Raw genomic sequence first — 26,261 nt, forward strand, 5'->3', positions numbered from 1 at the left:
TTGAGCCCCCTGAAGGGTCGTTCGAGACCAGGACGTTGATAGGCTGGGTGTGGAAGCGCAGTAATGCGTTAAGCTAACCAGTACTAATTGCCCGTGAGGCTTGACCCTATAACTTTGACTGCCGAATCATTGCGATTGCAGATCAAGGTGGGTATTCAAGTTATGCTGTTCTTCAGAAGTCTGAAGACGCAATCAAATTAAACTGATTCCGCTGCATGTTTGACAACATGTGGCGTGCAGATATAAATCTGCTGACTCTACGAATTGGGTTTATTGGCCACGCCAATAAGCCAACCAGTCAAGCCTGACGACCATAGCGACTTGGTCCCACTCCTTCCCATCCCGAACAGGACAGTGAAACGAGCCAGCGCCGATGATAGTGCGGATTCCCGTGTGAAAGTAGGTCATCGTCAGGCTATTATTCAAGCCAACCCCCATCAGCTGACGCTGGTGGGGGTTTTGCTTTTGGGGCGCTGAATATACTTGCGGCTTCAAATCAAGAGCGCGTTCCAGAGCAGATCAGCTCGCGAAGTGTCGCTGTGACAGCCGAAGTCAGAACAACTCTTGCTGTTTCGATGCAGGTGGCGACGGCCTCAGATTGACGCCCGCCACCTCTCTATAGCGGTACCTTCGCCCCTGTTTCCAGCCCTCGACTGCAATAACACGGTCGATCAGCCACTTGATCGGCGTGACGTGGCTGATTGGACCGTCCGGTGCGCCCCAGTAGCTCAGCGACACGTGCGGCTAGTTGCTGGCCGGACTGATCAGGCCCTGAGCACTTCCGAGTAACTATTCGTCGCCGCGAACCCTAGACTTTCTTGCAGCGCCGTACATTCGGCTGGTCTTGCACCTTTGCCGGCGATTCATGCGCGCGCCCAAATCGAGGGTGACTTGCAGGCGAACGACGGCCCGGCAAGCCGTATCCTTCGAAGCTTACTCACGCACTCCTCCCCCGCACGCAATGGACGATCAACTGGGTCTTTTTGGCGACGAGCCGCCAAGGCGGCTATTCGTTCCTCGCGCGCTACCCAGCGGCTGCAAGCCTAAGAGCTATTCCTTGTTTTTCGCGCTGCGCCCTAGCGCTGCGGATTTGCCCCGCTGCGTCGAATAGGTCGCTGAGCTCTGTGGCCGCCATGCTTCAGCCAAGGAGGCGCAGGTGATGGCCGCAGCCCGTCTGCACGTATCCTTGATTGAAGTCGTGGAGTTCACGGAGGATCGCCTGCCGCCGCTGTCTGTCGTCGAGGGGGCAGCGGCCGCCGGCGCGCAACTCAGCGATAGTGGCTCCATCAGCCTCCAGTTCGATCGACTGAAAAGCTTCGCCAACCATTCGGCGTGCGTGCTCGGCTGCACCGCCGATTCCCATCGGCGGGTCATCACAGTGCGAGAGCTTCTTAGGAAGCTGCTGAAGCAGCGTGAGATCAAGGCTGCATCCGTCAGCTCGTCTCACATGACGGCTTACTACGATCCTGCCCGCATGCCGCGGGACATTGTTGTTGAGACGTTGTCCTGCGTTACGCACTGCTTGAGCCTGATCCTCAGCCACAAGGGATGCACGGAGCACGAGACCATCGCGGAATGGCCACTTGGATAAGTCGCTCGGCTGCGTCAGCGGCACGATCGGCCGCTGACCGGAAAGTTAGACGTTGAACAAGAAGTGCAGCACGTCGCCATCCTTGACGACGTACTCCTTGCCTTCCGCCCGCATCTTTCCCGCATCCTTGGCTCCCTGCTCACCGCGGTACTGGATGAAGTCGTCGTAAGCGATGGTCTGAGCGCGGATGTAGCCGCGTTCGAAGTCGGTATGGATGACAGCGGCTGCCTGCGGGCCGGTGTCGCCAATGTGGATGGTCCAGGCTCGGACCTCCTTCACGCCGGCGGTGAAGTAGGTCTGCAGGCCCAGCAATTTGAAAGCGGCGCGGATCAGGCGGTTGAGGCCAGGCTCGTCCTGACCCATCTCGGCCAGAAACATGGCGCGATCCTCATCTTCCATCTCAGAGAGTTCCGATTCGGTCTTCGCGCAGATCGCCACGACCGGACCGTTCTGGGCTGCCGCGTATTCCTTCAGCCGTTCCAAAAACGGGTTGTTTTCAAAACCGTCTTCCGAGACATTGCCGACAAACATCGCAGGCTTGGCCGTGATCAGGCACAAAGGCTTGAGGATGGCCAACTCTTCCTTGCTGAAGTCAATGGTTCGCACAGGCTTGGCCTGGTCCAGAGCGACTTGGCATTTCTCCAGCACCTTGACCAGCGCGATGGCTTCCTTGTCGCCAGCGCGCGCGACCTTGTTGTAGCGGTGCAGGCTCTTCTCGACAGTGCCGAGGTCGGCAAGGCAAAGCTCCGTCTGGATCACTTCGATGTCCGAGATCGGATCGACCTTGCCGTTCACATGAATGACGTTCGGGTCTTCGAAACAGCGCACGACATTGACGATGGCGTCCGTCTCACGGATGTGTGACAGGAACTGGTTGCCCAGCCCTTCACCCTTGCTTGCCCCGGCCACAAGACCAGCGATATCGACGAACTCCACAACGGCCGGCATGACGCGTTCGGGTTTGACGATCTCGGCCAACGCCGCAAGGCGGGGGTCGGGCAACTCGACGATGCCGACGTTCGGCTCGATCGTGCAAAAGGGATAGTTCTCGGCGGCAATGCCGGCTTTGGTCAGGGCGTTGAAGAGCGTGGACTTGCCGACATTGGGCAGGCCCACGATGCCGCATTTGAGGCTCATGGCAGGGCTTTCCGTTGGGAGGGGCGACCGACAGCAAGCCGGCGCCAAAGAGGTGATTTTAATCGGGCGCCGCCAAAGGCCTGGCCAGCTCGACCCCGTGCCGCGATGCGGTCTAACCCCCTGCCTACAATCAGCGGATGCAAAGTGTGGACGTGTTGGTCAGAGGGCGGGGTGCTGTCGGCAGCAGCTTGGCGCTCAGCCTCGCCGCTCAAGGCCTGACCGTGGGCATGAGTGGAGCGGCGGAGGTCGCGCGCAGCGACGATGTGCGGACTTACGCCTTGAATGCCGCCTCCGTCACTTTGCTGACCGAACTGAAGATCTGGGCCAGCCTGCCGGCCGACGCCATCTGCCCGGTTTATGACATGGTCATCAGCGGTGATGCGGTGGCTGAGCAATCCGCCGGAAGGCTGACCTTCTCAGCCTGGCAGCAAGGCCAGCGCGAACTGGCCGTCATCGTTGATGCCGCAGCGTTGGATGCCCAACTCGCGACGGCGCTTCGCTTTTCACCACACGTCCACAGCGTCGCGGATACCACTCCGGCGGCGCTTACGGCGCTCTGTGAGGGCCGTGAGTCGGCTGCGCGTGCCGCGTTGGGCGTGGACTTCAAACCCAAATCCTACGGACATCGTGCATTGGCGGCGCGGCTCAGTTCCAACCGGCCCCACCAGGGCGTCGCACGCCAGTGGTTCCAGCCGGGCGGTGAGGTGTTGGCCCTGCTGCCCTTCGAGAAGCCGACGCCTGGGTCGTCATATGGTTTGGTTTGGTCGTGCCAGCAAGCGCGAGCCGACGCGTTGCAGGCCATGTCGATTCTTGAATTTGAGCGCGAGCTCAATGCCGCGACAGCCGGTGCCGCCGGTGAACTCAGCCTGGGTAGCGAGCGGTCGAGCTGGCCGCTGGCCCTGGCCCGGGCCGATACGGTCAGTGGTCCGGGTTGGGTGCTGCTCGGCGATGCCGCCCACATCGTCCATCCCCTGGCGGGCCAGGGCTTGAATCTTGGCCTTGGTGACGTCGCTGCGCTCGCTCGCGTCCTGGCGGGGCGCGAGGCGTGGCGACCGCTCGGTGACGAACGCCTGCTGCGGCGTTACGCCCGCGAGCGCCTCGCGCCGACGCTTGCGATGGGCGAGCTGACCGACGTGTTGCAGCGCCTTTTCGCCAACTCGTCTCCCGCCGTCCAGGGCTTTCGCAATCGCGGCCTGGACGCGCTCAACCAACTTTCCCCCGTCAAGCGCTGGCTGACCCAGCGTGCTCTCGGGCTCTGACCTCCAACCGGCCTTTTCATCGTGCGCTCTCTCGTTTTCCGCGTTCTCGCCGTCGTCCTTGCCGCAGCCAGCCTGCCCGCCCTCGCGAACGAGGCTGCCATCCGCAAAGCCTTCGCCGAACGAATGCCCAATGCCCCCAAGATCGACGAGGTTCGGCCGTCGGCCATGCCCGGGCTGTGGGAGCTGCGGATCGGCAACGAGATTCGCTACACCGACGCCGGAGCCAACTTTCTCATCGAGGGCGAACTCTTTGACCTGAAGGCGAGGAAGAACCTCACCGAGGAGCGCGTCACCCAGCTCAACCGGATCGACTTCGCCGGACTGCCCTTCAAGGATGCGCTGATGTGGAAGAACGGCACGGGAAAGCGCCGCATCGCTGTCTTCGCAGACCCCAACTGCGGCTATTGCAAGCGCTTCGAGAAGGGGCTGCAGGAACTCAAGGATGTGACCGTCTACACGTTCCTGATTCCCATTCTCGGCGGCGACTCGCCCGAGAAGGCGCGTGCCATCTGGTGTTCCAAAGACAACGCCAATGCCTGGCTCAGCTGGATGCTGAAGGGCGAACAGCCCGCCAAGGCGACGACGCCGTGTGACGAATCGGCCATCGAGCGCAATCTCGCGTTGTCGCGCAAGATCCACGTGAACGGCACGCCGGCCATCCTTCTGGAGGACGGCAACCGCATTCCAGGTGCTGTCGGCCCGGCGGAGCTGGAAAAGCGCCTGCAAGCCCTGGCCGCACCGGCCAGCAAGTCCTGATCCGATGGGCGCCGAACATCGCCAGTTCGCACATCGCCTGGGCTATGCCGGGCTCATCCCCTTCCTGCTGGGTTGTGCGCTGATCTGGCTGATCGGCGATCGCGACCTGGATCAGCACACCTTTGTCAGCCTGGCGATGTCGGTCTATGCCGGCCTCGTCGTCGCTTTTCTCGGCGGCATCCACTGGGGGCTCGCCATCATCCGTGGACTGCCCGGCCGGCAGCCCCTCGTATGGGGCGTCAGCGCCGTGCTGCTAGGCTGGTTGGGTGTCGTGATGCCGCCCTATGCAGGACTGGCCTTGCATGGCGGCGTGCTGATCGCCTGCTATCTCGTCGATCGCCGCGTCTACCCGCAACTCGGTGCGGCGGATTGGCTGACCCTGCGTTTTCGGCTCACCGCCGTCGCAGCGCTGAGCTGCTTCCTCGCAGCCGCGGGCAGCTGATGCACGGACCGACTTACCGGATCGAGCTGGCCGATATCGCGGCCCACCGCTATCGCGTCACGCTGACGCTTGCCAGCCCCACGAAAGATCAGATCTTCAGCCTGCCGGTCTGGATTCCCGGCAGCTATCTGGTGCGCGAATTCGCCAAGCACCTGAGCGGGCTGACGGCCCATCAGGGCGGCAAGGAGCTGGTCGTCGATCAGCTCGACAAGGCCAGCTGGCGCGTGCGCTGCAGCGGCCGCGCGACTTTGACGCTGAGCTACGAGGTCTATGCCTGCGATGCCTCGGTGCGCACGGCGTGGCTGGACAGCCAGCGAGCCTTTTTCAATGCCAGCAGTCTGTGCCTGCGTGCGCACGGGCGTGAGCATGTTGCGCATCAGTTGAAGCTCGCGAGCGTGCCGCAAGGCTGGCACATCGCCACCGAAATGCGCGCCGCCGACGGAGGCTGGGAGGCCGCCGACTACGATGAACTGCTCGATCATCCCTTCGAGATCGGCCCGCATTGGCAGGGCGAGTTCGTCGCGGCGGGCGTGCCGCATCGCATCGTGGTGGCCGGCGCCTGGCCGAGCTTCGATGGGGCGCGCCTGCTCGCCGATGTGCAGCGCATCTGCGAGGCCCAGATCGCTTTCTGGGGCGAGGCACCGTTTGCTCGTTACAGCTTCCTGCTCTGGGCCGTGGACGATGGCCATGGGGGTCTCGAGCATCGGGCCAGCACGGCCCTGATCTGCGCCCGGCGCGAGCTCCCAACTGCGGCCGAAGGCGTCATACCGAGCGACAGCTATGTGCGCCTGCTCGGCCTGTTCAGCCACGAATACTTCCACGCCTGGAACGTCAAGCGACTGCGCCCCGCGGAGTTCGCCAGCTTTGACTACCAGCGCGAGAACTACACCGAGCTGCTCTGGTTCTTTGAAGGCTTCACGAGCTATTACGACGAGCTGATGCTGCGCCGCGCAGGCCTGGTAGACGCGCCGCGCTACCTGAAGCTGCTGGCGGCCAGCGTCAACGGCGTGCTGGCCTCGCCTGGCCGCCACGTGCAGCCTCTGGCTCAGGCCAGTTTCGAGGCCTGGACCAAGTACTACCGCCCCGACGAAAACAGTGTCAACGCGACGAGCAACTATTACGCGCAGGGCGCGTTGGTGGCGCTCTGTCTTGACCTCGGTCTGCGTAAGCACAAGTCCAGCCTTGATGCGCTGATGGCGCGGCTGTGGAAGGACAGTGCGGGCGGTCCAGTCAGCGAGGGAGACATCATCGCGGCCGTCACGGCTCTGGGGGGCAGTGACCTGGCAGCACAGCTGCAGCGTTGGGTGCATGGCACCGGCGAGCTGCCGCTGCGTGAGTTGCTCGATGCCCATGGCGTGAGCTGGCGTGATGACGGCCGCCAGAGCGTCGCCCAACGCCTCGGATTGCGCGTTCGCGAGAGTGCCCTGACCGGCATAGCGGTCACCCATGTGTTGAGCGCAGGGGCCGCGGAGGCCGCAGGTCTCAATGCACGTGACGAGGTCATCGGTTGCAACGGTTGGCGCTTGCGCCGACTGGACGATATTCCGGCATTGCAGGCCGGAGGTGAGAACCGGTTGCGGTTGCTGATCAGCCGTGACCAACGCTTGCTGGAGTTGGCTGTCGAACTGCCTTCTGCCCAGTCGGCGGCCGTCGCGCTGGGTCTGGCCGACGGCGTGCATGCCGCACGCCGCCGCTGGCTCGGCGCCTGAGACGTCCATGCGGGTGATGCGGCCACCGGTGCTGCTGGTGCTGGTGGTGCTGGCCCTGCATCTGTTGGGTGCGCACGAGGTGCTGCGCATCCATGCGGGCTGGATGGGCGAGGGCTCATCCACGATGCCCCCTCGCATGCGGGCCGAGTTCACGCAGGAGATGACACCGAAGCCGCCGGTGACCGTGCGTTCCATCCCGCCGGCGTTGGCCGCTCAGCCGCCCGCAAGGCCGGACAAGGCTCGTGCGCTGGCCCAGGCTGCCTCAGCGGCCGAGCCCGTGCAGGCGCCAGCTTCCGTGCCAGCAGCCGTGGTCGAGCCCGCCAATGGGGCTGCCGCGACAACGGTGGAGTCGACGGCGCCCATGGCCAGTGCAGCTTCGGCCCCTCTGGACAGCGAACCCGGCCCGGAATGGCCCCTGTCCACGCGGCTCAGCTATGTGTTGACCGGCAGCTACCGGGGCCCGGTCAGCGGGCAGGCACAGGTCGAGTGGCTGCGCAAGGACAGCGACTACCAGATTCACCTGGACGTCGGCATCGGTCCGAGCTTCGCGCCACTCGTGACACGGCATATGAGCAGCCAAGGCATGCTGACGCCCGAAGGCATTGCACCCCAGCGCTATGACGAAGAGACCAAGCTCCTCTTCAAAGAGCCGCAGCGATTCAACATGGTGTTCCTTGGCGGCGAGGTGCGAACCGCTGCCGGTGTGCGTGGCTCCGCACCGCGTGGTGCTCAAGACTCGGTCAGCCAGTTCGTGCAGTTGACCTGGCTGTTCCTGACCGGTCGCGAAACGCTGCAGCCTGGGCGTGTCGTGAAGTTCCGGCTCCTTTTGCCGAGTCAACCCTATGACTGGGCCTACGAGGTCGTGGGCGAAGAAATGCTGGAGACCCCGATGGGGCCGCTGGCGGCCTGGCATCTCAAGCCGAGGCAGGCGGCCAGCGGCAACGACTTGGTCGCCGACGTCTGGTTCGCGGCGTCCTTGCAATACCTGCCGGTCCGTCTCGTCATCCGCCAGAACGCCGACACCTATATCGACCTCATGCTCAAGAGCGCGCCGCTGCAGGCCGCGCCAGAATCGTCCAACGACATGCCCCGGAGACCCAACCCATGACCTACGAATGCATCCTCACCGCCGTCCATGGCGACGGCCCGCGCAAGACTGCACTGATCACCCTGAACCGCCCCAAGGCCCTGAATGCGCTGAACGACCAACTGATGGACGAGATGGGTGAAGCGCTGCTGGCTTTCGATGCCGACGACAGCATCGGTTGCATCGTTTTGACAGGCTCCGAACGTGCCTTCGCGGCCGGCGCCGACATCCCGACCATGCTGCCCCACACCTTCGCAACGGCCTTCAAGAGCGGCCTGATCTCCAAGAACTGGGAAACCATCCTGCAGGTGCGCAAACCCGTTATTGCCGCCGTGGCTGGCTTTGCACTGGGCGGCGGATGCGAGCTGGCCATGATGTGTGACTTCATCATCGCGGCCGACTCCGCCAAGTTCGGCCAGCCAGAGATCAAGCTCGGCATCGTGCCCGGCGCCGGCGGCACCCAGCGCCTGCCGCGCGCAGTGGGCAAGAGCAAGGCCATGGACATGCTGCTGACCGCGCGCATGATGGGTGCAGCCGAGGCCGAGAGCGCTGGTCTGGTCTCGCGCGTCGTGCCGGCCGACAAGCTGCTGGAAGAAGTGCTGGCCGCCGCCGAAACCATCAACGGCTTCAGCGGGCCTTCGGTCATGCTGATCAAGGAACTGGTCAACCTGGCCTACCAGGGGCCGCTGACCGATGGCGTTGCGGTGGAGCGTCGCTATTTCCATGCGCTGTTCGGCAGCCATGACCAGCGCGAGGGCATGGAGGCCTTCCTGGCCAAGCGGGCACCGAGCTTCGAACACCGTTGATCGTGTGTGGCGGAACGATGACGACCTAGGGATGACTATTTGCGTTGAATGAATAGTCAGTTCCCGCCAGCCTAGTATTTCTACTGAGATTGGCTGCCTACAGTTCAGACCCATGGACACCGCGGTCGCGGTGTCCCAAGTGTCCAAAGCAGGACGTTCCTGCAGTAGCTGAAGGAGCCCGTCATGAGCAAGCTGTCCACCGTCATCGCCACCATCGCTCTCGTCGCCGCTGGTGCCGCCTCCGCCCAAACCACCGCACCGCTGACCCGCGAGCAAGTCATTGCCGACCTGGTTGCCGCCCGCAACAGTGGTGAACTGGCTGCCATCCAAGGCGAAAAGGGCGTCGAAGTGACGACCGCCGCATCGGCCAAGGCCGCCGCCACCGCCAACGTCAAGCTGCCGCGCCAAGCCATCCTGGCCGTCAAGCCGACCGAAGTGCGCGCCGATGAGAAGACGGCCGCTGCCCTGGCCGCCGACCACGGCGAGAACGCTGCCCGCGAACTGGGTGATTTCCCGGCCCGCATCAGCCGCCCGGCCACCGGCATGGCTTCCCGTTAAGCTCTGCGCTGAAACAAAGCGGTTTCAAACCGATGAAAGGCGACCCGAGAGGGTCGCTTTTTTGTTGCCCGCGTTCCTAGAATCCGCGGCCCACCAGACAACCGGGCGTTGGAGACACGATGGGAATGCAGAAGATGTGGGCGGCTGGCGTCTTGCTGGCGGCGTCCTTGAAAGCGCTTGCGGCCGGCCCCGTGGTCGGCGTGAGCTGGTCCAACTTCCAGGAAGAGCGCTGGAAGACCGACGAGGCGGCCATCAAGGCCGAGCTGGGCCGCCTGGGGGCGAGCTATGTGTCGGCCGACGCTGGCGGGTCGCCCGAGAAGCAGATCGCCGACGTCGAGTCCCTGCTCGCCAAGGGCGCCAAGGTCCTCATCATCCTGGCCATGGACAAGGACGCCATCGCGCCGGCCCTGAACAAGGCCAAGGCGCGCAAGGTGCCGGTCGTCGCCTATGACCGCCTCATCGAAGCGCCCGAGGTCTTTTACCTGACCTTCGACAACCGTGAAGTGGGCCGCCTCCAGGCCAAGGCCGTGTTGGCCGTGAAGCCGCAGGGCCGCTACGTGATGATCAAGGGCTCGGCCAGCGACCCCAATGCCGACTTCCTGCGTGCCGGTCAGCAAGATGCGCTGGCCGAGGCCGTCAAGAAGGGCGATGTGAAGATCGTCGCCGAGGAATACACCGACGGCTGGAAGCCCGAGGTGGCGCAGAAGAACATGGAACAGATCCTGACCCGCCTGAAGGGCGGCGTCGACGCGGTCGTGGCCAGCAATGACGGCACCGCCGGCGGCGCCATCGCGGCGCTGGCGGGCCGTGGCGTCAAGGGCGTGCCGGTCAGTGGCCAGGACGCCGACCATGCCGCGCTGAACCGCGTGGCCCTGGGCACGCAGACCGTGTCGGTCTGGAAGGACTCGCGCTCGCTGGGCAAGGAGGCCGCCTCGGCCGCCGTGCAGCTCGCCAATGGCCAGAAGGTCGATGGTGCTGCGCCCTGGGCGGGCGGTGAGCGCAAGGTGTCGCTGCAGGCCAAGTTCCTCGCGCCGGTCGCCATCACGCAGGCCAACCTGGATCAGGTCATCAGCGCCGGCTGGGTCAGCAAGGCTGTCGTCTGCAAGGGCGTCGACGCCGCCAAGGCCCCGGCGGCCTGCAAATAGGAGAGGCGATGAGCGCCCAGACCCAGCGGCTCGCCGTCATGGCGGCCGTGCTGGTGGCCATCGCCATCGGCTTTCATGTGCTCACCGGCAGCTTCCTGACGGCCGAGAACCTCTACAACATCGCCCAGCAGACAGCCGTCGTCGGCATCGTCGCCAGTGGCATGGCCCTGATCATCGTGGCACGCCAGATCGACCTCGCGGTGGGCTCGCTGCTCGGTGCCGTCGGCGTGCTGATGGCCTGGCTGCAGTACACCCACGGCTGGTCGGTTGTCGCCTCGTTGTTCGCGGGCCTGGGCTTGGCGCTGGTGGTGGGCCTCTTCCAGGGCTGGCTGTCGGCCGTCATCGGCATCCCGTCCTTCGTCGTGACGCTGGGAGGGCTGGTGTCGCTGCGCGGCGTGGCCTTCCTGATCGCCGATGGCAAGACCCAGCCCGTCACCGAGCCCTGGCTGCTGGCCCTGGGTGGCGGGCTGGATGGTTCTCTCGGCGAAAGCGGCAGTTGGCTGTTGGGCGTCGCCCTGGTCGCACTGCTGTGGGGCTGGCAGGTCGTGCAACGCCGCGCGCAGTTGCGTGCCGGCGGCGTGCCCAGCGATATCAAGCATGAGCTGATCAAGAGCGGCCTCGCCGCGCTGGCCGTGTTCGGCTGTGTCGCCGTCTTCAACGCCTACAAGATCGAGGGCCAGGAGCAAGGGCAGGGCCTGCCGCTGCCCCTCGTGATCTGGGTGGCCGTCGTGCTGTTGCTGGGCTTCATCGCCAAGCACACGCGCTTTGGCCGCTACGTCTATGCGATAGGCGGCAACCCGGACGCTGCACGCCTGGCGGGCATCCCGGTGCGGCGCGTGATGGTCCAGCTGAACCTGCTGCTCGCCGCCCTCGTGGCCCTGGCTGCTGTCGTGGCGATGGCGCGCCTGAATGCCGGCACCAACTCCATGGGCACGGGCATGGAGCTGACGGTCATCGCAGCGGCCGTCATCGGCGGCGTGAGCCTCGCCGGTGGCAGCGGCAGCGTCGGCGGCACGGTGCTGGGCGCCCTCATCATTCAGAGCATCGACAGCGGCCTGCTGTTGACCGATGTGGGCATAGGCTGGCGCATGGTCGTGCTTGGCCAGGTGCTGGTGGCCGCTGTCGTGTTTGATCGCGTGGTGCAGAAATGACGGCCTTGCTTGAAGTGCGCGACGCGCGCAAATCCTTTGGCGGCGTGCATGCGGTCGATGGCATCTCCCTGAATCTGGCGCCGGGCGAGGTGCTGGCCGTGCTGGGCCACAACGGTGCCGGCAAGTCCACGCTGATGCAGATGATCGCGGGAGCGCTGCCCTTCGATGGCGGCGAGCTGTTGCTGAACGGCCAGGCGGTGAAGTTCTCCAGCCCGGCCGACTCGCGTTCTGCGGGTATCGAGACCATCCACCAGAAGCTGGCCCTGGCCGACAACCTCGACTCCGTTGCCAATCTCTTCCTGGGGCGCGAGCTCCGCACGCGTCTCGGTTTGCTGGATGACGCTGCCATGCGCGCTGCGGCTGTGCCGCTGTTTGCACGGCTGAACCCCAACTTCAAGAACATCGCAGACCCGGTGATGTCTCTGTCGGGTGGTCAGCGACAGGTCGTTGCGATCGCTCGAGCCCTGCAGTTCAAGGCTCGCGTGCTCATCATGGATGAGCCCTGTGCGGCTCTCGGTCCGGCGGAGACAGCCATGGTTCACGACCTGATTCGACGTCTCAGCGCCGAGGGCGTGGGCATTCTGCTGGTCACTCACGACATGCCGGATGTCTTTGCGCTGTCCAACCGCCTGGCTGTCATGAAGAACGGCCGCCTGGTGGGTGTCTGCCGCACTGCAGAGGTCAATGAGGATGAGGTGCTGGCGATGATCATTGCGGGCAAGGCGCCTGCCGCTCTCGCCCTATAGTTGTTTCTCATTCTGTACATGGCGGGTATTTTGACTAAAATGAGAAACATATGCCCGCCAAAGCCCCACCCGTGCCGCCCCATGTCGCCACCCAGCTGGCCATGCTGGGCGAGCGCATCCGCGCCGAGCGTGAGCGGCAGAAGGTAACCGCGATCGACGCTGCGGAAGCCGCCGGCATGTCGCGCGTGACGTTGCACCGCGTGGAGCGCGGTGAGCCTTCGGTGACGATGGGTGCCTATCTGAGCGCGATGTCGGCCGTCGGTCTGAGCCTGCAAGTGCGCGAACCCGAGGCGCCCTTGGTGTCTGCCTTGCCAGACGTGGTGCGCCTGGACGACTACCCCGCACTCCAACAACTGGCCTGGCAGCTGCCTGGCGTGACCGAGTTGAGCCCGGCGCAGGCGCTTGACCTCTACGAGCGCAACTGGCGCCATCTCGACCGCGAGCGCCTGACGCCGCACGAGCGGCGGTTGATTCAGGCGCTCGTCGACGAGCTGGGCGGAGGGCGGCTGCTTGTTTGAGCGCGAGCACCACCGCCGCATTGCGGCCGTGCTCGGTGCGCTGGATGCCGACGTGCTGGCTGCCCACGCCTGCTGGTTTGGCGGCGGTACCGCCATGGCACTGCGTTATGGCGAGTACCGCGAGTCGGTGGACATCGACTTTCTCGTGTCCGATCTCGCCGGCTACCGGGCGCTGCGCCAGTTGCTGTCGGGCCCCTCGGGCCTGGGCGCGCTGGTTCGGCCCGGCGCGGAGCTCATGCTGGCGCGGGAGCTCCGCGCCGACCAATACGGGTTGCGCACGCTGGTTCGCGAAGGCGGTGTGCCGATCAAGTTCGAGATCGTGCTGGAAGCGCGCATCGCATTCGACCCGCCAGGCCCGGCCGACGCCATCGCCGGCGTGCTGGGGCTGACACCGCTGGACCTCGCCGCAGGCAAGCTGCTGGCCCTGGCCGACCGCTGGCGTGACGACGGCGTCTTCAGCCGAGACCTCATCGACCTGGCCATGATGCAGCCAGACAAGCCGTTGCTGCGTGCGGCCATCGCGAAGGCGGCGACGGCCTATGGCGACAGCGTCGAAAGCAGCCTGGCCAGTGCCGTGCAGGACTTGCGCGATCGTCCCCATCGGCTGGATGCCTGCATGGGGGCGATGCAGATGACGACCTTGTCCAAGGCCCAGCTGTGGGCCCGGATCAAGGCGCTGGCCAAGCGCTGAGGCTCAGGCTTCCCGACGCAAGGCCGGGAAGAGGATCACGTCGCGGATCGACGGCGAGTCGGTGATCAGCATCATCAGCCGGTCGATGCCGATGCCACAGCCACCGGTCGGGGGCATGCCGTACTCCAGCGCGCGGATGAAGTCGGCGTCGAAGAACATCGCTTCCTCGTCGCCGGCGTCCTTGTTGGCCACCTGGGCGTGGAAGCGCGCGGCCTGGTCCTCGGCGTCGTTCAGCTCCGAGAAGCCGTTAGCGTACTCGCGGCCGGTGATGAAGAGCTCGAAGCGCTCGGTGATCTTGGGGTTGGCGTCCGATGCGCGGGCCAGCGGCGAGACCTCAACCGGGTAGTCGATGATGAAGGTGGGCTCCCAGAGCTTCTCTTCGACGACGGCCTCAAACAGGCCGAACTGCAGCTCGGCCAGGCTCCAGCGTGCCGGGGCTTCTTCACCCGCAGCGACGATCTTGGCGCGCAGCACCTCGGGGTTGTCGGCCTCCTCGCCCGTCAAACCGGCGAACTGGATCAGCGAGTCACGCACCGACACGCGGGCGAAGGGCTTGTCCAGCGCCACCGGCTTGCCGGCATAGGTCAGCGCGGCGCTGCCGGTGGCAGCGACGGCGGCGTGGCGCAGCACGGCCTCGGTGAAGTCCATCTGGTCGTGATGCGTCCAGTAGGCCGCATAGAACTCCATCATCGTGAACTCGGGGTTGTGCCGAACCGAGATGCCTTCGTTGCGGAAGTTGCGGTTGATCTCGAACACGCGCTCGAAGCCGCCCACCACCAGGCGCTTCAGGTAGAGCTCCGGCGCGATGCGCAGGAACATCTCCTGGTCCAGCGCGTTGTGGTGGGTCTTGAAGGGCTTGGCATTCGCGCCACCCGGGATGGGGTGGAGCATGGGGGTCTCGACCTCCAGGAAGCCGTGCTCGACCATGAAGCTGCGGATGGCCGACACGGCCTTGGAGCGGGCCGTGAAGCGCTTGCGGGCGTCCTCGTCGGTGATCAGGTCGACATAGCGCTGGCGGTACTTCTGCTCCTGGTCGGTCATGCCGTGGAACTTGTCCGGCAGCGGGCGCAGGCTCTTGGTCAGCAGGCGCAGCGTGGTCACGGCGACGGACAGCTCGCCCGTCTTGGTGCGCATCAGCGTGCCTTCGGCGCCCAGGATGTCGCCCAGGTCCCAGTGCTTGAAGGCGTCGTAGACCTCGGGGCCGACGTTGTCGATGGTCACGCGCAGCTGGATGCGGCCGGTGGCGTCCTGCAGCGTGCAGAAGCTGGCCTTGCCCATCATGCGCTTGAGCATCATGCGGCCGGCCACCGTGACCTTGACGGCCTGGGGCTCCAGCTCCTCGTTGGGCACCTCGCCGTACTGGGCCTGCAGCGGCTGGGCGCGGTGCTGGGGCTTGAAATCGTTGGGGAAGGGCACCGCCGTGGCGGCCCGCAGCGCGGCCAGTTTGGCGCGGCGCTCGGCGATCAGTTGGTTGTCGTCGGCAGCGGGAGTCGGAGGGGTCGTGGTCATTGCGGGCCTTCAGTCGAACCAGCGATTCTAGAATCTCGCGCCCCATGAGCCTGAAGCGCGCCACACTTACCTTGCTTGCCGGCAGCGCGCTGGCCCAGGCCATCCCGCTTTTGCTGGGGCCTTGGATCGCCCGGCTGTACACACCGGCCGAGTACGGCCAGTTCTCCCTGGTGTGGACCGTGGCCAGCAATCTGGCCGTCGTCGGCTGCGCGCGCTACGAGTTTGCGCTGGCGCTGGAGAAGGATGAATCGGGCGCCGCGGCCCTGCTGGCGCTGTGCCTGCGCATGCTGCTCGCGATGACGGCGATGGCCCTCCTTGTCGGCGGGGCCTGGATGCTGTGGGCGGATCTGTCGCCGGCCATGGCCTTGCCGCTGATCGTGCTGGCAGCCTCGTCCAGCCAGGCCCTGGCCCAGTGGGCGGCCCGAGCGGGCCAGTTCGCCGCCCTGGCGCGGGCCCGGGTCGTGCAATGGGGCGGCGGTGCCCTGGCCCAGGTCGGCTTCGGCCTGCTGCAGGCGGGCCCCTGGGGCTTGATTGGCGGTGCCGCGCTGGCCACCGCCGTGGCCGCCGTGATGCAGGCCCGACCGTCGCCCGCCGGCGGATGGCGCGGCTTGCTCAGGCCGCTGCCGCTGCGTGACATGGCCGCCAAGCATCGCGACTTCCCGTTGCTGAACACGCCGCATGCCTTCGCCGGTGCGCTGCAGGACACGCTGGCCATCGCACTGCTGACGGCCTGGCTGGGCTCGCCCGAGGCCGGCGCCTGGGCCCTGGCCCTGCGCTATCTGAAGGCACCGGCCTCGCTGGTCGGCGGCTCGCTGTCTCAGGCCCTCTACCCGCGGCTGACCCAGGCCGCCAGCTTCGCCGATGCGCGTACGCTGGTACGACACAACCTGCTGCTGCTGGCGGCGATCGCGCTGCCGCTGATGCTGGCCCTGCTGGCCTTCGGCCCCTGGTTGTTCGCCACCGTCTTCGGGCCTGAATGGCAGGGTGCCGGTGAGCTGGCACGGTCGCTGGCGCCCTATGTGGCCCTGCACTTCATCGCCGCGCCGCTGTCCGTCGTGATGATGGCCTGGGGCGCCCAGGCCTGGGGACTGAAGCTGGCCCTGGTTGGCCAGGTGCTCTTCATCGGCGGCCTCGCGGCCGGGCTCTGGCTGGGCGGCCTGGCCGGCGCCGGCTGGGGCGTGTCGGCGGCGATGCTGCTCTACTTCGGCTACTTCTTCTGGGCACTGTGGACCTGGGAATGATGCGCGTGTTCCTCAATCGCTTGCGTCGCCGCCTGGTTCGGCTGCTCGGCTTTCGCATGCTCTTTGGCGAGGCCGGCGCGCCGTATTCGCGCATCGCGCCCAGCACCTGCATCGAAGGCGAGGCGGGTCTGCAGCTGGCCGACCATGTCTTCATCGGCCAGTTCAACTTCATCGACGCCGGTGCCGGCCTCGTCATCGAGGAAGGCGTGCAGATCACCAACTTCTGTTCCATCGTGACCCACAGCACCCATGATGCGCTGCGCATCAATGGCCGGCTCGGTGCCCTGCGGGGCGGCGAACTGGCGGGCTACCGCAAGGGCGCCATCCGCCTCGGCGCCTACAGCTTTGTCGGCCCGCACAGCCTCATCGAGCCCGGCAGCAGCCTGGGCAAGGGCGCCATCCTGTGTGCCTACTCGCAGCTGCGCGGCGTGGCGCCCGACTTCGCCATCATGGCTGGCCAGCCGGCCCGCCAGGTGGGCGACACGCGCGAGCGCGATGCGGCGCTGATGGCCAAACATCCTGAGCTGCGCGAGGCCTACGCTGCTTGGTCGGGAGTCAGCTTGTGAGTCTCGGCGGTGGTCTCAAGCTCGTCCTCATCGGCGACGGTGAAAGCCCCCATCTGCTGAAGTGGGCTCGTGCACTCAAGCCGCGCGTGCAGCTGCATGCCATCTCCTCCCGCGGCTTCCTGCCGGAGTTCCAGCAACTGCTGCCCGATGCGCAGCGCCTGGCGCTGAACACCGCGCCCGACCATGGCGGCGGCAATGTCGCGCTGATCAAGCAGCTGCCCAAGGTTGGTGCCTGGTTGGCCGAGACCGACGCCGACTGGCTGCATGCCCACTACCTGACCTCCCACGGCAGCCTGGCCTGGGCGGCCCGCATGGGCTGGCGGCTGCGAGCCCAGATCGCCGGCTCGGCCTGGGGCAGCGACATCCTCGTCACGCCTTATCGCGGCGGCGCCTGGCGCTGGATGACGAAGAAGGTGCTGCGCGAATGCGCGGTGACGACGTCGGACTCCATCCACATGGCCGAGCGCATGCGTGAACTGGGAGCCAAGGAGGTGATGACCTTCCCCTTCGGCCTGGAAGCCCTGCCCAAGCAGAACGCGAAAAAGCAGCCCTGGCTGTGCTTCGCCAACCGCGGCCTGGAGCCCATCTACCGGCCGCAACTCGTCATCGACGCTTTCGCGCGCATCGCGGCGGCGCAACCCGAGGCAAGGCTGGTCGTCGCCAACGACGGCTCGCTGCGCCAGACGCTGGAGGCGGACGTCGCTGCCCGCGGCCTGGCCGGCAAGGTCAGCTTTGTCGGCCGGCTCGATGCCCAAGCCCAGGCCAGCCATTACGCCCGCTCGACTTGGTTCATCAGCCTGCCCGAAAGCGATTCCGTGTCGGTCTCGGTGCTGGAGGCCATGGCCCATGGCTGCGTGCCGCTGCTGTCGGAACTGCCCGCCAACCGCGAATTGATCGGCGACTCCGCGCGCGGGCTCATCGTCGGCTCGCTGGACGATCTGCCGACCCGCATGGCGATTCTGGACGCCGCCAAGCTCGCCGTCGTCAATCGCGACTGGGTCGCGGCCAACGGCCTGTTCGAGCCTCATGTGCAGCGCTTCCTGACCAGGCTCAAGGAGCTGACACCCACATGAGGATCCTCCTCGTCAACCACTACGCCGGCTCGCCCGCCCATGGCATGGAGTTCCGGCCCTACTACCTGGCCCGCGAATGGGTCAAGGCGGGGCATGAGGTCACCATCGTCGCGGCCAGCCATTCGCACGTGCGGGCCGTGCAGCCCGAGATGTCGGGCCTGGCGCGCGAGGAAATCATCGACGGCATCCGCTATCGCTGGCTGCCGGTGCCGAGCTACCAGGGCAATGGTGTGGGCCGGCTGCGCAACATCCTGTCCTTCCTGCGCCAGCTGCGTGCCGACGCCTGGCGGCTGACGCGCGAGTTCCGGCCCGATGCCGTCATCGCGTCCAGCACCTACCCCATGGATGTGTGGGTGGCCAAGAAGCTGGCCAAGCTCGCCAAGGCCAAGCTGGTCTATGAGGTGCACGACCTCTGGCCGCTGTCGCTGATCGAACTGTCCGGCATGTCTCCGCGCCACCCCTTCGCCATGATGTGCGGCAAGGCCGAGGCCGATGCCTATCGCGATGCCGACGTCGTCGTCTCCATGCTGCCCTGCGTGCATGAGCACATGGCGGCCCGCGGCCTGGACCTGAAGCGGCTGCGCATCGTGCCCAATGGCTTTGCGCCTGAGGAATGGCAGGGCGACAGCGCGCCGCTGGGGGCAACGCTCAAGGCCCATCTCGAGGCCGAGCGCGCCGCGGGCCGCATCATCGTCGGCTATGCCGGCTCCATGGGTTTGCCCAATGCGCTGGACGTGCTGCTGGATGCCGCGGCCAAGGTGAAGGATGCGCCGTTGAGCTTTGTTCTCGTCGGCAGCGGCCACGAGGCGGCACGGCTGGCCGATCGCGCGAGCGCCGAGGGGCTGACGCATGTGCGCTTCTTCGCACCCATTCCCAAGGCGCAGATCCCGACGCTGCTGAGTCATTTCGACATCGCCTACATCGGCTGGCAGCGCACGCCCATCTACCGCTTCGGCATCGCCCCCAACAAGCTCATCGACTACCTGATGGCGGGCCGTGCCGTGCTGCATTCGGTCGAGGCCGGCAATGACCCGGTGGCCGAGGCCGGCGCCGGGCTGACCGTGGCACCGGAGGACGCCCAGGCCGTGGCCCAGGGCCTGCTGAAGCTCGCGGCGCTGTCGCCTGCCGAGCGCGCGGCCATGGGCGAGCGCGGCCGCGCCTTCGCGATGGCCCACCATGCCTATCCCGTGCTGGCGGCCCGATTCATCGAGGCGCTGTCGTGAGCGAACTCGAGCAGATCGCCCAGCGCTATGCCCGCCGCCAAGCTCGCGGTGATGGAGGCGACCGCTACAGCCTGCTGCGCCCCGAGGTCTGGCAGATGTGGCAGGAGCGCCAGCGCGCGTTGCTGCAGCTGTTGGCGACCCGTCCCGGCCGCCCCGCCGATTGGCGTGCCACCGAGGTCGGCTGTGGCGCCGGGGGCAATCTGCTGGACCTGTTGCGCCTGGGGCTGATGCCAGCCCACCTGACGGGTATCGAGCTGCTGCCCGAGCGCCTGGCCGCCGCGCGGGCGGCCCTGCCGGAAGGCGTGCGCCTGCTGGTGGGCGATGCGTCCGCCGCGGACATCGCACCCGCCAGCCAGGACCTGGTGCTGCAGTCCACCGTCTTCTCGTCCATCCTGGACGATGTCTTGCAGCAGCGTGTGGCGGAGGCGATGTGGCGCTGGCTCAAGCCGGGCGGCGCCGTCGTCTGGTACGACTTCACCGTCAACAACCCGCGCAACCCCGATGTGCGCGGCGTGCCGCTGCAGCGCGTGCATGAGCTGTTCCCGCAAGGCCGCTTCACTGCGCGCCGTGTGACGCTGGCACCGCCGCTGGCGCGAGCCCTGCCGGCCGCCTATGGCCTCTTCAATCTCATCCCCTGGCTGCGCACGCACCGCCTGGTCCTGATCGAGAAACCCTGATCGTCGAAAATCCCGTCCGATGAGCACCCAGCCCCCTCTCCCTTTCCTGCCATTCGCCCTTCCCGAGCTCGGCGACGACGAGATCGCCGAGGTCGTCGACACGCTGAAGTCCGGCTGGATCACGACCGGCCCCAAGGCCAAGCGCTTCGAGCAGGCCTTTGCCGAGTTCCTCGGCGACCCGCAGATCGAGTGCATCGCCGTCAACTCGGCCACGGCCGGCCTGCATCTGGCGCTGGAGGCCATCGGCCTGGGCCCGGGCGACGAGGTCATCACGACGACCCATACCTTCACGGCCACGGCCGAAGTCGTGCGCTATCTGGGTGCCGATGTGAAGCTGGTCGACATCGACCCGGCGACGCTCAACATCGACGTCGCCGCCATCGAGGCCGCGATCACGCCCAAGACCAAGGCCATCCTGCCCGTGCACTACGCCGGCCTGGCCGTGGACATGCTGGCCATCCTGGACATCGCCCGCCGCCATGGCCTGCGCGTCATCGAGGACGCGGCGCACGCGCTGCCGACGACGCTGGAGAAAGAGCTGATCGGCACGCTCGGCAGCGATGCCACGGTGTTCAGCTTCTACGCCAACAAGACCATGACGACGGGCGAGGGCGGCATGCTGGTCACGCGCAATACCGAGCTGGCCAAGCGCGCCCGCGTCATGCGCCTGCACGGCATGAGCCGCGATGCCTTCGACCGCTTCACGGCCAAGACGCCGAGCTGGTACTACGAGATCGTCGCGCCCGGCTTCAAATACAACCTGACCGACATCGCCGCGGCCCTGGGCCTGCACCAGCTCAAGCGCCTGCCGGGCTTCCAGGTCCGCCGCGAACAGATCGCGGCGCGCTATCACGAGGCCTTCGCCGACCTGCCCCTCGTGCTGCCGCCGGAAGCGCCCGAGGGCGATACGCACTCCTGGCATCTCTACGTCGTGCGCCTGGCCGACGAGGCCGGCATCACGCGCGACGCCTTCATCGAGGGCATGTACGCCGCCGGCATCGGCTGCAGCGTGCATTACGTGCCCCTGCACCAGCATCCCTACTGGCGTGACCGCTACGGCCTGACGCCCGAGCAGTTCCCGCACTCGCAGAAGGCTTATGAGCGCACGGTCAGCCTGCCGCTGTACACGGCCATGAGCGATGCGGATGTCGAGCGCGTCATCGCCGCCGTGCGCGCGCTGCTCGGCTGAGTGCTGGCTTGATCAAACGCCTGTTCGACATCGTCTGCGCGGCGCTGGGCCTGCTGGTGCTGGCGCCCGTACTGCTGCTGGCGGCGGCCTGGGTCAAGCTCGATTCACCCGGCCCGGCGCTGTTCCGGCAGATCCGTGTCGGGCGCTTCGGCGTGCCCTTCAGCATCCACAAATTCCGCACCATGCGCGTCGAGCCGGGTGCGGCCATCACCGTCGGCGCCGACCCGCGCATCACGCGCTCGGGCCATTTCCTGCGCCAGACCAAGCTCGACGAGCTGCCCCAGCTCTGGGACGTGCTGCGCGGCGCCATGAGCCTGGTCGGCCCGCGGCCCGAACTGCCGCGCTATGTGGAGCTCTACCCGGCCGAGTTGCGCGAGCGCGTGCTCGCCGTGCGACCCGGCATCACCGATCCGGCCTCGCTGGCCTTCAGCCACGAGGCTGAACTGCTGGCGGCGGCCGCCGACCCCGAGCGCGAATACCGCGAGGTCGTCATGCCGGCCAAGCTGAAGCTCTCGGCCGACTATGCCGCGCAGGCGAGCCTGGCGACCGACCTGCGCCTGATCCTGGCGACGCTGGCCCGTGTGATCCGCTTTCGGCGCGGCTGACAATCCCACCCCGATGAACTGGCTGTTTCTCGACACCTTGCTGACCCGCCTGCGACCCCGTCGCGAGGCGCTGGCCCTGCTGCTCGACGTTCTCGTCGTCGCCGTCGCCTGGCAGGCCACCTACCTCTTCCGCCTCGGCTTCGAGCGCTGGTTTTCTGCCCGCCCGGATTACGACGGCTGGGTGCTGCTGGGCCTGTTGGTCATCTACACCGCTGTGCTGCGGATGCTGCACGTGCCCAAGGGCATGTGGCGCTTCTCGGGCTTTGGTGAGGTCAAGCGGCTGGCCCTGGCCTGTGCGCTGGCCGGCCTCATCGGCGCTGCCGCGGTGTTGATGGCGCATCTGCATGCGGTGCCACGCGCCGTGCTGGCCCTGCACCCCCTCTTCACGCTGATGCTGCTGGCCATGATGCGCATGGGCTACCGCATGCTTTACGAGCACATGCGCAGCCGCATCAGTGGCAGCGCGCAGGAGCGCCGCCGCGCCCTGGTGATGGGCGCGGGCGACGCGGGCCGGCTCTTGGTCGCCGGCATCCAGCACAGCCAGGGCTGGGTGGTCGTCGGCTTCCTGGACGACGACCCCGCCAAGCTGGGTGGTCGTGTTGCGGGCCTGCCTGTCCTGGGGCGGCTGGAGCAGGCCGCTGAGTTCGCGCAGCTGCATGGGGTCGACCACGTCATCATCGCCATGCCCGGCGCCAGCGTGCCGGCGCGCCGCCATGCGCTGGACCTGGCCAGCCAGAGCGGACTGGCCGTGCTGACCGTCCCGAGCAGCCAGGAGCTGCTCGCCGGCCGCTCGGTCAACCAGGTGCGCGACATCGAGCCCGAAGACCTGCTGGGCCGCGAGCCCGTCCAGCTCGACGAAGGCGGCATCAGCGAATGCCTGAGCGGCAAGGTCGTGCTGATCACCGGCGCCGGCGGTTCCATCGGATCGGAACTCTGCCGCCAGGTCGCACGCTATGGCCCTTCGCGCCTCGTGCTGTATGAGCTCAGCGAATTCGCGCTCTACACGATCGAGCAGGAACTCACCGAGAAGTTCCCGCATCTGCCGCTGGTGCGGTTGATCGGCGACGTGAAGGACCTGCAGCAGCTGCGCTTCGTCTTCGGCAAGCACCGGCCGCAGATCGTCTTTCACGCCGCGGCCTACAAGCATGTGCCCTTGATGGAAGAAAACGCCTGGGCCGCGCTGCGCAACAACACGCTGGGAACTTACTACGCCTGCACGGCCGCGGCAGAAAGCGGCGCGGAGCGCTTCGTGCTCATCAGCACCGACAAGGCCGTCAACCCGACCAATGTGATGGGTGCCACCAAGCGCGCGGCGGAACTGGTGGTGAGCTACATGGCGGGGCAGGGCGGCGCCACGAAGTTCATGGCGGTGCGCTTTGGCAATGTGCTTGGCAGCAGCGGCAGCGTGATCCCCAAATTCAAAGAACAGATCGCGCGCGGCGGGCCCGTCACGGTGACCCACCCCGACATCACGCGCTACTTCATGACCATCCCGGAGGCGGCGCGACTCGTCGTGCAGGCCGGTGCCATCGGCGACACCGGCCAGGTCTTTGTGCTGGACATGGGCGAGCCGATCAAGATCGTCGACCTGGCGCGCGACATGATCCGGCTGTCGGGGCACTCGTCCGACCAGATCCGCGTGGAGTTCACCGGCCTGCGCGCGGGTGAGAAGCTCTACGAGGAATTGCTCGCCGATGGTGACCGCACCCTCGCGACGCCGTTCGCTGCACTGCGCCTGGCCCAGCTGGGGGCGGCCGGCGACGCAGCCGCGGGCTCCAGCATCGTGCAATGGTTGCCGGCGCAGGGCGCGACGGCCGAGCCACCCTTGAGCGAGCTCGAGCTGCGGGCGCAATTGAAGCGTTGGCTGCCCGAATACAGCCCCGCTGAACGGCGCTGAGCCGTCGGGATCAGCGCGCCGCGGAGGCCGGCGTGCTGGCGGCCGGGGCGCTCGCAGCGGGCGCGGCCTTGGTCGCGAACCGGTAGTAGCCCGTGACGCGCTGCTTGACCTTGGCCCAGATGTCGTCCCATTCGGCGACGGGCACGTCGCGCAGCGGCGGGCAGTTGGCGGCGATTTCCGGAGCGCAGCGACCCAAGGCACGCACCCAGTGCGTGTCATAGGCGGGGCCGATGCGTTCACCGTTGGCCAGTTGCAGCCCTTCCTGTACGAGCTGCGCTGCGCGCTCCGGCTGGTCGCGCAGGAAGGCGCGTGACTTCTCGGTCTGTTCAGCGCCGACCAGGACCAGCGGCCGCAGCAGGAAGCCCTCGACTTCCATCAGATGGGCCTCGCTCAGCGTGCTGCCGAAACGCTGGACGTCGTAAAGCCCCAGCGCCGCTTGTGCGGCCACCAGGGGCAGCAGCTTCTCGACCCCCGCCTGGGGAACGAATACGGCACCGATGTAATCCATCGCCTCGAGCGGCGTCAGCGAGAAGGGGCGCTGTTCGAAAGCGCGAACTTGGCGTTCGAAGTCGCGGCGCGCGAGTGCATCGTTCTGCTTGAGCAACTGCAGGGTTTGCAGGAAGCGCTGGCGGCGCAATTCCCATTCCTGCCGTTCGACGGCAGCCGGGCCCGACGCAGCGGTGGCCACGGGTGCAGCGGCGGTCTGGGCGGAAACACTGGTGCTGCCAAATCCGGCCGTCAGGCCAGCCAGCACGAGAAGAGAGAGTTGGCGATACATGAGATGGCGAATGAGCCGCGCGGGGCAGCCAGGAGGACGATGTCAAGTCGTTTCGTGGAGGTCGGCCTGGCTGCTGGCCAGTGCGACCACCTCGGCAGCGCTGGTCAGGCCGCGCCAGAATCGTAGCAGCGCGTCCTGTGACAGATTGCGAAAGCCCGGCTGGGCATGCTGTCGGACCTCATGATCGGAAATCCGGCCGCCCGACAGCGCGGCGCGCAGCCCCGGCGTCACGGCCAGCACCTCGTGCACGCCCGTGCGGCCCCGATAGCCCGTCTCGTCGCATTCGGCACAGCCCTGGGGCTCGCGGCCGGCATAGTCCGCGGCGGTCAGCCCGAGCATCTCGGCTTGCTTGCGCAGGCTGGTGGGCAGCGCCTCCAGGACGATGGGCGTGGCGCAATGCGGGCAAAGCCGGCGTATCAGCCGCTGGGCGATCACCGTGCGCACGCTGGCCGCCAACAGGAAGGGTTCCACGCCGATGTCGATCAGGCGCACGAAGGCCGACGGTGCATCGTTGGTGTGCAAGGTGGACAGCACCTTGTGGCCCGTCAGCGAGGCCTGGATGGCGATGCCGGCCGTCTCGGGGTCGCGGATCTCGCCGATCATCACCGTGTCGGGATCGTGGCGCAGGATGGAGCGCAGCGCTGCCGGGAAGGTGAAGCCGATGTCGGCCTGGACCTGGAACTGCGTGATGCCCGGCAGCTGGTACTCCACCGGGTCCTCCACCGTCAGCACCCGCGTGGAAGCCGTGTCGGTTGCAGCCAAGGCGGCGTACAGCGTGGTGCTCTTGCCGGAGCCGGTCGGGCCGGTGACGAGGATGATGCCGTCTGGCTCGGTGAGGGAGGCCTGCAGCGCCGCGAGGTGATCGGGCTCGAAGCCCAGGGCGTCCAGGCGGAAGCGCCGGTGCGCGGTCTTGGGCAGCAGACGCATGACCACCGATTCGCCATGCACGGAGGGAATCACCGACACCCGCACCTCGGTTTCGATGCCGGCGGCGCGCGTCGAGAAGCGGCCGTCCTGGGGCAGGCGGCGCTCCGCGATGTCCAGGCCGCTGACCAGCTTGATGCGGCTCACCACGGCATCGAAACGCTCGCGTGCGTGGGTCTCCGTCGCCCGCAACTGGCCGTCCACCCGATAGCGCACATTGAAGGCACCTTCGGCCGGCTCGATATGGATGTCGGAGGCATGCTGGTCGGTGCCTCGCGACAGCATCGTCGCGACGAACTCCACAATGGGCGCGTCCTGGGCGAGCTGGCGCAGGTCGTTGGACGCCATGGCGGCCGGCGCTGCGTCGTCAAGAATCTGTGCCAGCGCGCGGGCCATGTCGGCGCTCTGCGCCAGCCAGGGCTGCAACGGGCGTGTGCCGGCCAGGCGTTGCGCAAATTCCTGCAATTCGGGCAACAGCGGGTCGCGCGCGATCAACAACAGCGAACCATCGGCCGGCACCGTGAAGGCGCTCCAGCGCCGCGCCAGTGCGGCAGGCAACTGCGACGCTGCGGCAGCCGGTGCCAATGCATGTTCAAGCCACTGCGGCTGCTCCTTGGCATCCCACAACGGCAGGCCCAGCTGATGCGACAAAGCGCTGTAGAGGCTGGGCTCGGAGACCAGTCCCATTCGCACCAGGATCGCGCCCAGCCGCTGGCCCGCAGCGTTGCCGGCCTGCTGCTGCAGCGCCTGGCTCAGGCTTGCAGCATCAAGCAGGTTGCGTTCGATCAGGAGTTCACCAAGGCGCATGGGTACCGGAGAGGAAAGGACGTCGCGGTCCGAATCATAGGCGGGGGCGAGAGTCGGCTTCAGTCGCGCCCTGAGGGCTTTCTAGAATCGCATGTTGCTTCACGCCCCCCGCGCCCCCTTGCATGTCCTCTGCTCCTAGTTCTCCGGCGTCCTCATCGACCGCCTCACCTCAGCGC

25 protein-coding genes and 2 rRNA genes are annotated in these 26,261 nt (G+C 66.7%); 23 read left to right on the forward strand and 4 right to left on the reverse strand.

From position 1 onward, the window contains the following. The 3 genes from ACS5PN_RS23195 to ACS5PN_RS23205 form a co-directional block, all read left to right on the forward strand. A 23S ribosomal RNA gene (locus ACS5PN_RS23195) occupies positions 1-108 on the forward strand; the annotation flags it as partial. A 195-nt stretch (positions 109-303) separates the two neighbouring features. After that, a 5S ribosomal RNA gene (gene rrf, locus ACS5PN_RS23200) occupies positions 304-416 on the forward strand. A gap of 743 nt (positions 417-1,159) precedes the next feature. Then, a complete protein-coding gene (locus ACS5PN_RS23205) occupies positions 1,160-1,591 on the forward strand; it encodes a hypothetical protein (RefSeq protein WP_439466394.1) in 432 nt (143 codons plus the stop codon). 45 nt (positions 1,592-1,636) lie between these two features. Here the strand turns inward: ACS5PN_RS23205 and ychF are convergent, their stop codons facing one another. Then, complete coding sequence (gene ychF / locus ACS5PN_RS23210) at positions 1,637-2,728, reverse strand: redox-regulated ATPase YchF (RefSeq protein ID WP_439466395.1); 1,092 nt, start codon at positions 2,726-2,728, stop codon at positions 1,637-1,639. A gap of 137 nt (positions 2,729-2,865) precedes the next feature. Between ychF and ACS5PN_RS23215 the strand changes: the two genes are divergently transcribed. From ACS5PN_RS23215 to ACS5PN_RS23270, 12 genes are all read left to right on the forward strand, one after another. Then, positions 2,866-3,987 carry an FAD-dependent monooxygenase gene (locus ACS5PN_RS23215; protein ID WP_439466396.1) on the forward strand — a complete coding sequence of 374 codons (1,122 nt, stop codon included), beginning with the start codon at positions 2,866-2,868 and terminating at the stop codon, positions 3,985-3,987. A 21-nt stretch (positions 3,988-4,008) separates the two neighbouring features. Beyond that, a complete protein-coding gene (locus ACS5PN_RS23220) occupies positions 4,009-4,743 on the forward strand; it encodes a DsbC family protein (protein WP_439466397.1) in 735 nt (244 codons plus the stop codon). 4 nt (positions 4,744-4,747) lie between these two features. Next, positions 4,748-5,185, forward strand: a complete 438-nt coding sequence (locus ACS5PN_RS23225; protein WP_439466398.1) for a DUF3429 domain-containing protein — start codon at positions 4,748-4,750, stop codon at positions 5,183-5,185. Next, a complete protein-coding gene (locus ACS5PN_RS23230) occupies positions 5,185-6,894 on the forward strand; it encodes a M61 family metallopeptidase (RefSeq protein ID WP_439466399.1) in 1,710 nt (569 codons plus the stop codon). Before ACS5PN_RS23225 ends, ACS5PN_RS23230 begins: the two co-directional genes overlap by 1 nt. Continuing rightward, a complete protein-coding gene (locus ACS5PN_RS23235) occupies positions 6,863-8,002 on the forward strand; it encodes a DUF3108 domain-containing protein (protein ID WP_439466400.1) in 1,140 nt (379 codons plus the stop codon). Before ACS5PN_RS23230 ends, ACS5PN_RS23235 begins: the two co-directional genes overlap by 32 nt. Next, positions 7,999-8,787, forward strand: coding sequence for an enoyl-CoA hydratase (locus tag ACS5PN_RS23240; RefSeq protein WP_439466401.1), 789 nt, complete (start codon positions 7,999-8,001; stop codon positions 8,785-8,787). Before ACS5PN_RS23235 ends, ACS5PN_RS23240 begins: the two co-directional genes overlap by 4 nt. Positions 8,788-8,970: 183 nt before the next feature. After that, positions 8,971-9,345 (forward strand): DUF4148 domain-containing protein, encoded by a 375-nt coding sequence (locus tag ACS5PN_RS23245; RefSeq protein ID WP_439466402.1) that lies wholly within the window; start codon positions 8,971-8,973, stop codon positions 9,343-9,345. Positions 9,346-9,470: 125 nt separating this feature from the next. Next, positions 9,471-10,490, forward strand: a complete 1,020-nt coding sequence (locus ACS5PN_RS23250; protein ID WP_439466919.1) for a substrate-binding domain-containing protein — start codon at positions 9,471-9,473, stop codon at positions 10,488-10,490. An 8-nt stretch (positions 10,491-10,498) separates the two neighbouring features. Next, a complete protein-coding gene (locus ACS5PN_RS23255; RefSeq protein ID WP_439466403.1) occupies positions 10,499-11,641 on the forward strand; it encodes a sugar ABC transporter permease in 1,143 nt (380 codons plus the stop codon). Beyond that, positions 11,638-12,387: an ATP-binding cassette domain-containing protein gene (locus tag ACS5PN_RS23260; RefSeq protein WP_439466404.1), complete on the forward strand. Its 750-nt coding sequence runs from the start codon at positions 11,638-11,640 to the stop codon at positions 12,385-12,387. The genes ACS5PN_RS23255 and ACS5PN_RS23260 overlap by 4 nt, the downstream gene beginning before the upstream one ends. A 50-nt stretch (positions 12,388-12,437) precedes the next feature. Next, on the forward strand, positions 12,438-12,905 hold the full coding sequence (locus ACS5PN_RS23265) for a helix-turn-helix domain-containing protein (RefSeq protein WP_439466405.1): 468 nt from the start codon (positions 12,438-12,440) through the stop codon (positions 12,903-12,905). Next, positions 12,898-13,596, forward strand: a complete 699-nt coding sequence (locus tag ACS5PN_RS23270) for a nucleotidyl transferase AbiEii/AbiGii toxin family protein (RefSeq protein WP_439466406.1) — start codon at positions 12,898-12,900, stop codon at positions 13,594-13,596. Before ACS5PN_RS23265 ends, ACS5PN_RS23270 begins: the two co-directional genes overlap by 8 nt. A 3-nt stretch (positions 13,597-13,599) precedes the next feature. On the opposite strand, the gene lysS is transcribed toward ACS5PN_RS23270, so the two are convergent. Continuing rightward, positions 13,600-15,105 carry a lysine--tRNA ligase gene (lysS, locus tag ACS5PN_RS23275; RefSeq protein ID WP_439466407.1) on the reverse strand — a complete coding sequence of 502 codons (1,506 nt, stop codon included), beginning with the start codon at positions 15,103-15,105 and terminating at the stop codon, positions 13,600-13,602. Positions 15,106-15,149: 44 nt separating this feature from the next. Between lysS and ACS5PN_RS23280 the strand changes: the two genes are divergently transcribed. The 8 genes from ACS5PN_RS23280 to ACS5PN_RS23315 are packed head-to-tail and all read left to right on the forward strand — an operon-like array spanning position 15,150 to position 23,576. Continuing rightward, positions 15,150-16,346: a lipopolysaccharide biosynthesis protein gene (locus ACS5PN_RS23280; protein ID WP_439466408.1), complete on the forward strand. Its 1,197-nt coding sequence runs from the start codon at positions 15,150-15,152 to the stop codon at positions 16,344-16,346. After that, entirely contained in the window at positions 16,346-16,912 is a 567-nt protein-coding gene (locus ACS5PN_RS23285) for an acyltransferase (protein ID WP_439466920.1), read from the forward strand. Before ACS5PN_RS23280 ends, ACS5PN_RS23285 begins: the two co-directional genes overlap by 1 nt. Continuing rightward, the gene (locus ACS5PN_RS23290) at positions 16,909-17,985 is read left to right on the forward strand and encodes a glycosyltransferase (RefSeq protein ID WP_439466409.1); all 1,077 of its coding nucleotides are present in this window, start codon (positions 16,909-16,911) and stop codon (positions 17,983-17,985) included. The genes ACS5PN_RS23285 and ACS5PN_RS23290 overlap by 4 nt, the downstream gene beginning before the upstream one ends. Continuing rightward, positions 17,982-19,208: a glycosyltransferase family 4 protein gene (locus tag ACS5PN_RS23295; protein WP_439466410.1), complete on the forward strand. Its 1,227-nt coding sequence runs from the start codon at positions 17,982-17,984 to the stop codon at positions 19,206-19,208. Before ACS5PN_RS23290 ends, ACS5PN_RS23295 begins: the two co-directional genes overlap by 4 nt. Next, positions 19,205-19,885, forward strand: a complete 681-nt coding sequence (locus ACS5PN_RS23300) for a class I SAM-dependent methyltransferase (protein WP_439466411.1) — start codon at positions 19,205-19,207, stop codon at positions 19,883-19,885. The genes ACS5PN_RS23295 and ACS5PN_RS23300 overlap by 4 nt, the downstream gene beginning before the upstream one ends. 19 nt (positions 19,886-19,904) lie before the next feature. Continuing rightward, positions 19,905-21,074 (forward strand): DegT/DnrJ/EryC1/StrS family aminotransferase, encoded by a 1,170-nt coding sequence (locus tag ACS5PN_RS23305; RefSeq protein WP_439466412.1) that lies wholly within the window; start codon positions 19,905-19,907, stop codon positions 21,072-21,074. Positions 21,075-21,082: 8 nt separating this feature from the next. Continuing rightward, complete coding sequence (locus tag ACS5PN_RS23310; protein WP_439466413.1) at positions 21,083-21,679, forward strand: sugar transferase; 597 nt, start codon at positions 21,083-21,085, stop codon at positions 21,677-21,679. Positions 21,680-21,692: 13 nt separating this feature from the next. Then, complete coding sequence (locus ACS5PN_RS23315) at positions 21,693-23,576, forward strand: polysaccharide biosynthesis protein (RefSeq protein ID WP_439466414.1); 1,884 nt, start codon at positions 21,693-21,695, stop codon at positions 23,574-23,576. A 10-nt stretch (positions 23,577-23,586) separates the two neighbouring features. On the opposite strand, the gene ACS5PN_RS23320 is transcribed toward ACS5PN_RS23315, so the two are convergent. Both ACS5PN_RS23320 and ACS5PN_RS23325 read right to left on the reverse strand, forming a co-directional pair. After that, the gene (locus tag ACS5PN_RS23320) at positions 23,587-24,354 is read right to left on the reverse strand and encodes a hypothetical protein (RefSeq protein ID WP_439466415.1); all 768 of its coding nucleotides are present in this window, start codon (positions 24,352-24,354) and stop codon (positions 23,587-23,589) included. A 42-nt stretch (positions 24,355-24,396) separates the two neighbouring features. Further along, positions 24,397-26,085 (reverse strand): GspE/PulE family protein, encoded by a 1,689-nt coding sequence (locus ACS5PN_RS23325; RefSeq protein ID WP_439466416.1) that lies wholly within the window; start codon positions 26,083-26,085, stop codon positions 24,397-24,399. Between the last annotated feature and the right edge of the window lie 176 nt (positions 26,086-26,261).

It is taken from the genome of Roseateles sp. NT4, from assembly GCF_051857475.1.
Classification (GTDB): domain Bacteria; phylum Pseudomonadota; class Gammaproteobacteria; order Burkholderiales; family Burkholderiaceae_C; genus Pelomonas.

Coding starts and splice junctions, on each gene's coding strand:
- ACS5PN_RS23235 (WP_439466400.1), top strand. CDS start 6,863: ATGCCGCACGCCGCCGCTGGCTCGGCGCCTGAGACGTCCATGCGGGTG.
- ACS5PN_RS23280 (WP_439466408.1), top strand. CDS start 15,150: ATGAGCCTGAAGCGCGCCACACTTACCTTGCTTGCCGGCAGCGCGCTG.
- lysS (WP_439466407.1), bottom strand. CDS start 15,105: ATGACCACGACCCCTCCGACTCCCGCTGCCGACGACAACCAACTGATC.
- ACS5PN_RS23295 (WP_439466410.1), top strand. CDS start 17,982: ATGAGGATCCTCCTCGTCAACCACTACGCCGGCTCGCCCGCCCATGGC.
- ychF (WP_439466395.1), bottom strand. CDS start 2,728: ATGAGCCTCAAATGCGGCATCGTGGGCCTGCCCAATGTCGGCAAGTCC.
- ACS5PN_RS23285 (WP_439466920.1), top strand. CDS start 16,346: ATGCGCGTGTTCCTCAATCGCTTGCGTCGCCGCCTGGTTCGGCTGCTC.
- ACS5PN_RS23265 (WP_439466405.1), top strand. CDS start 12,438: ATGCCCGCCAAAGCCCCACCCGTGCCGCCCCATGTCGCCACCCAGCTG.
- ACS5PN_RS23205 (WP_439466394.1), top strand. CDS start 1,160: ATGGCCGCAGCCCGTCTGCACGTATCCTTGATTGAAGTCGTGGAGTTC.
- ACS5PN_RS23225 (WP_439466398.1), top strand. CDS start 4,748: ATGGGCGCCGAACATCGCCAGTTCGCACATCGCCTGGGCTATGCCGGG.
- ACS5PN_RS23315 (WP_439466414.1), top strand. CDS start 21,693: ATGAACTGGCTGTTTCTCGACACCTTGCTGACCCGCCTGCGACCCCGT.
- ACS5PN_RS23250 (WP_439466919.1), top strand. CDS start 9,471: ATGCAGAAGATGTGGGCGGCTGGCGTCTTGCTGGCGGCGTCCTTGAAA.
- ACS5PN_RS23260 (WP_439466404.1), top strand. CDS start 11,638: ATGACGGCCTTGCTTGAAGTGCGCGACGCGCGCAAATCCTTTGGCGGC.
- ACS5PN_RS23325 (WP_439466416.1), bottom strand. CDS start 26,085: ATGCGCCTTGGTGAACTCCTGATCGAACGCAACCTGCTTGATGCTGCA.
- ACS5PN_RS23245 (WP_439466402.1), top strand. CDS start 8,971: ATGAGCAAGCTGTCCACCGTCATCGCCACCATCGCTCTCGTCGCCGCT.
- ACS5PN_RS23255 (WP_439466403.1), top strand. CDS start 10,499: ATGAGCGCCCAGACCCAGCGGCTCGCCGTCATGGCGGCCGTGCTGGTG.
- ACS5PN_RS23320 (WP_439466415.1), bottom strand. CDS start 24,354: ATGTATCGCCAACTCTCTCTTCTCGTGCTGGCTGGCCTGACGGCCGGA.
- ACS5PN_RS23215 (WP_439466396.1), top strand. CDS start 2,866: ATGCAAAGTGTGGACGTGTTGGTCAGAGGGCGGGGTGCTGTCGGCAGC.
- ACS5PN_RS23240 (WP_439466401.1), top strand. CDS start 7,999: ATGACCTACGAATGCATCCTCACCGCCGTCCATGGCGACGGCCCGCGC.
- ACS5PN_RS23305 (WP_439466412.1), top strand. CDS start 19,905: ATGAGCACCCAGCCCCCTCTCCCTTTCCTGCCATTCGCCCTTCCCGAG.
- ACS5PN_RS23230 (WP_439466399.1), top strand. CDS start 5,185: ATGCACGGACCGACTTACCGGATCGAGCTGGCCGATATCGCGGCCCAC.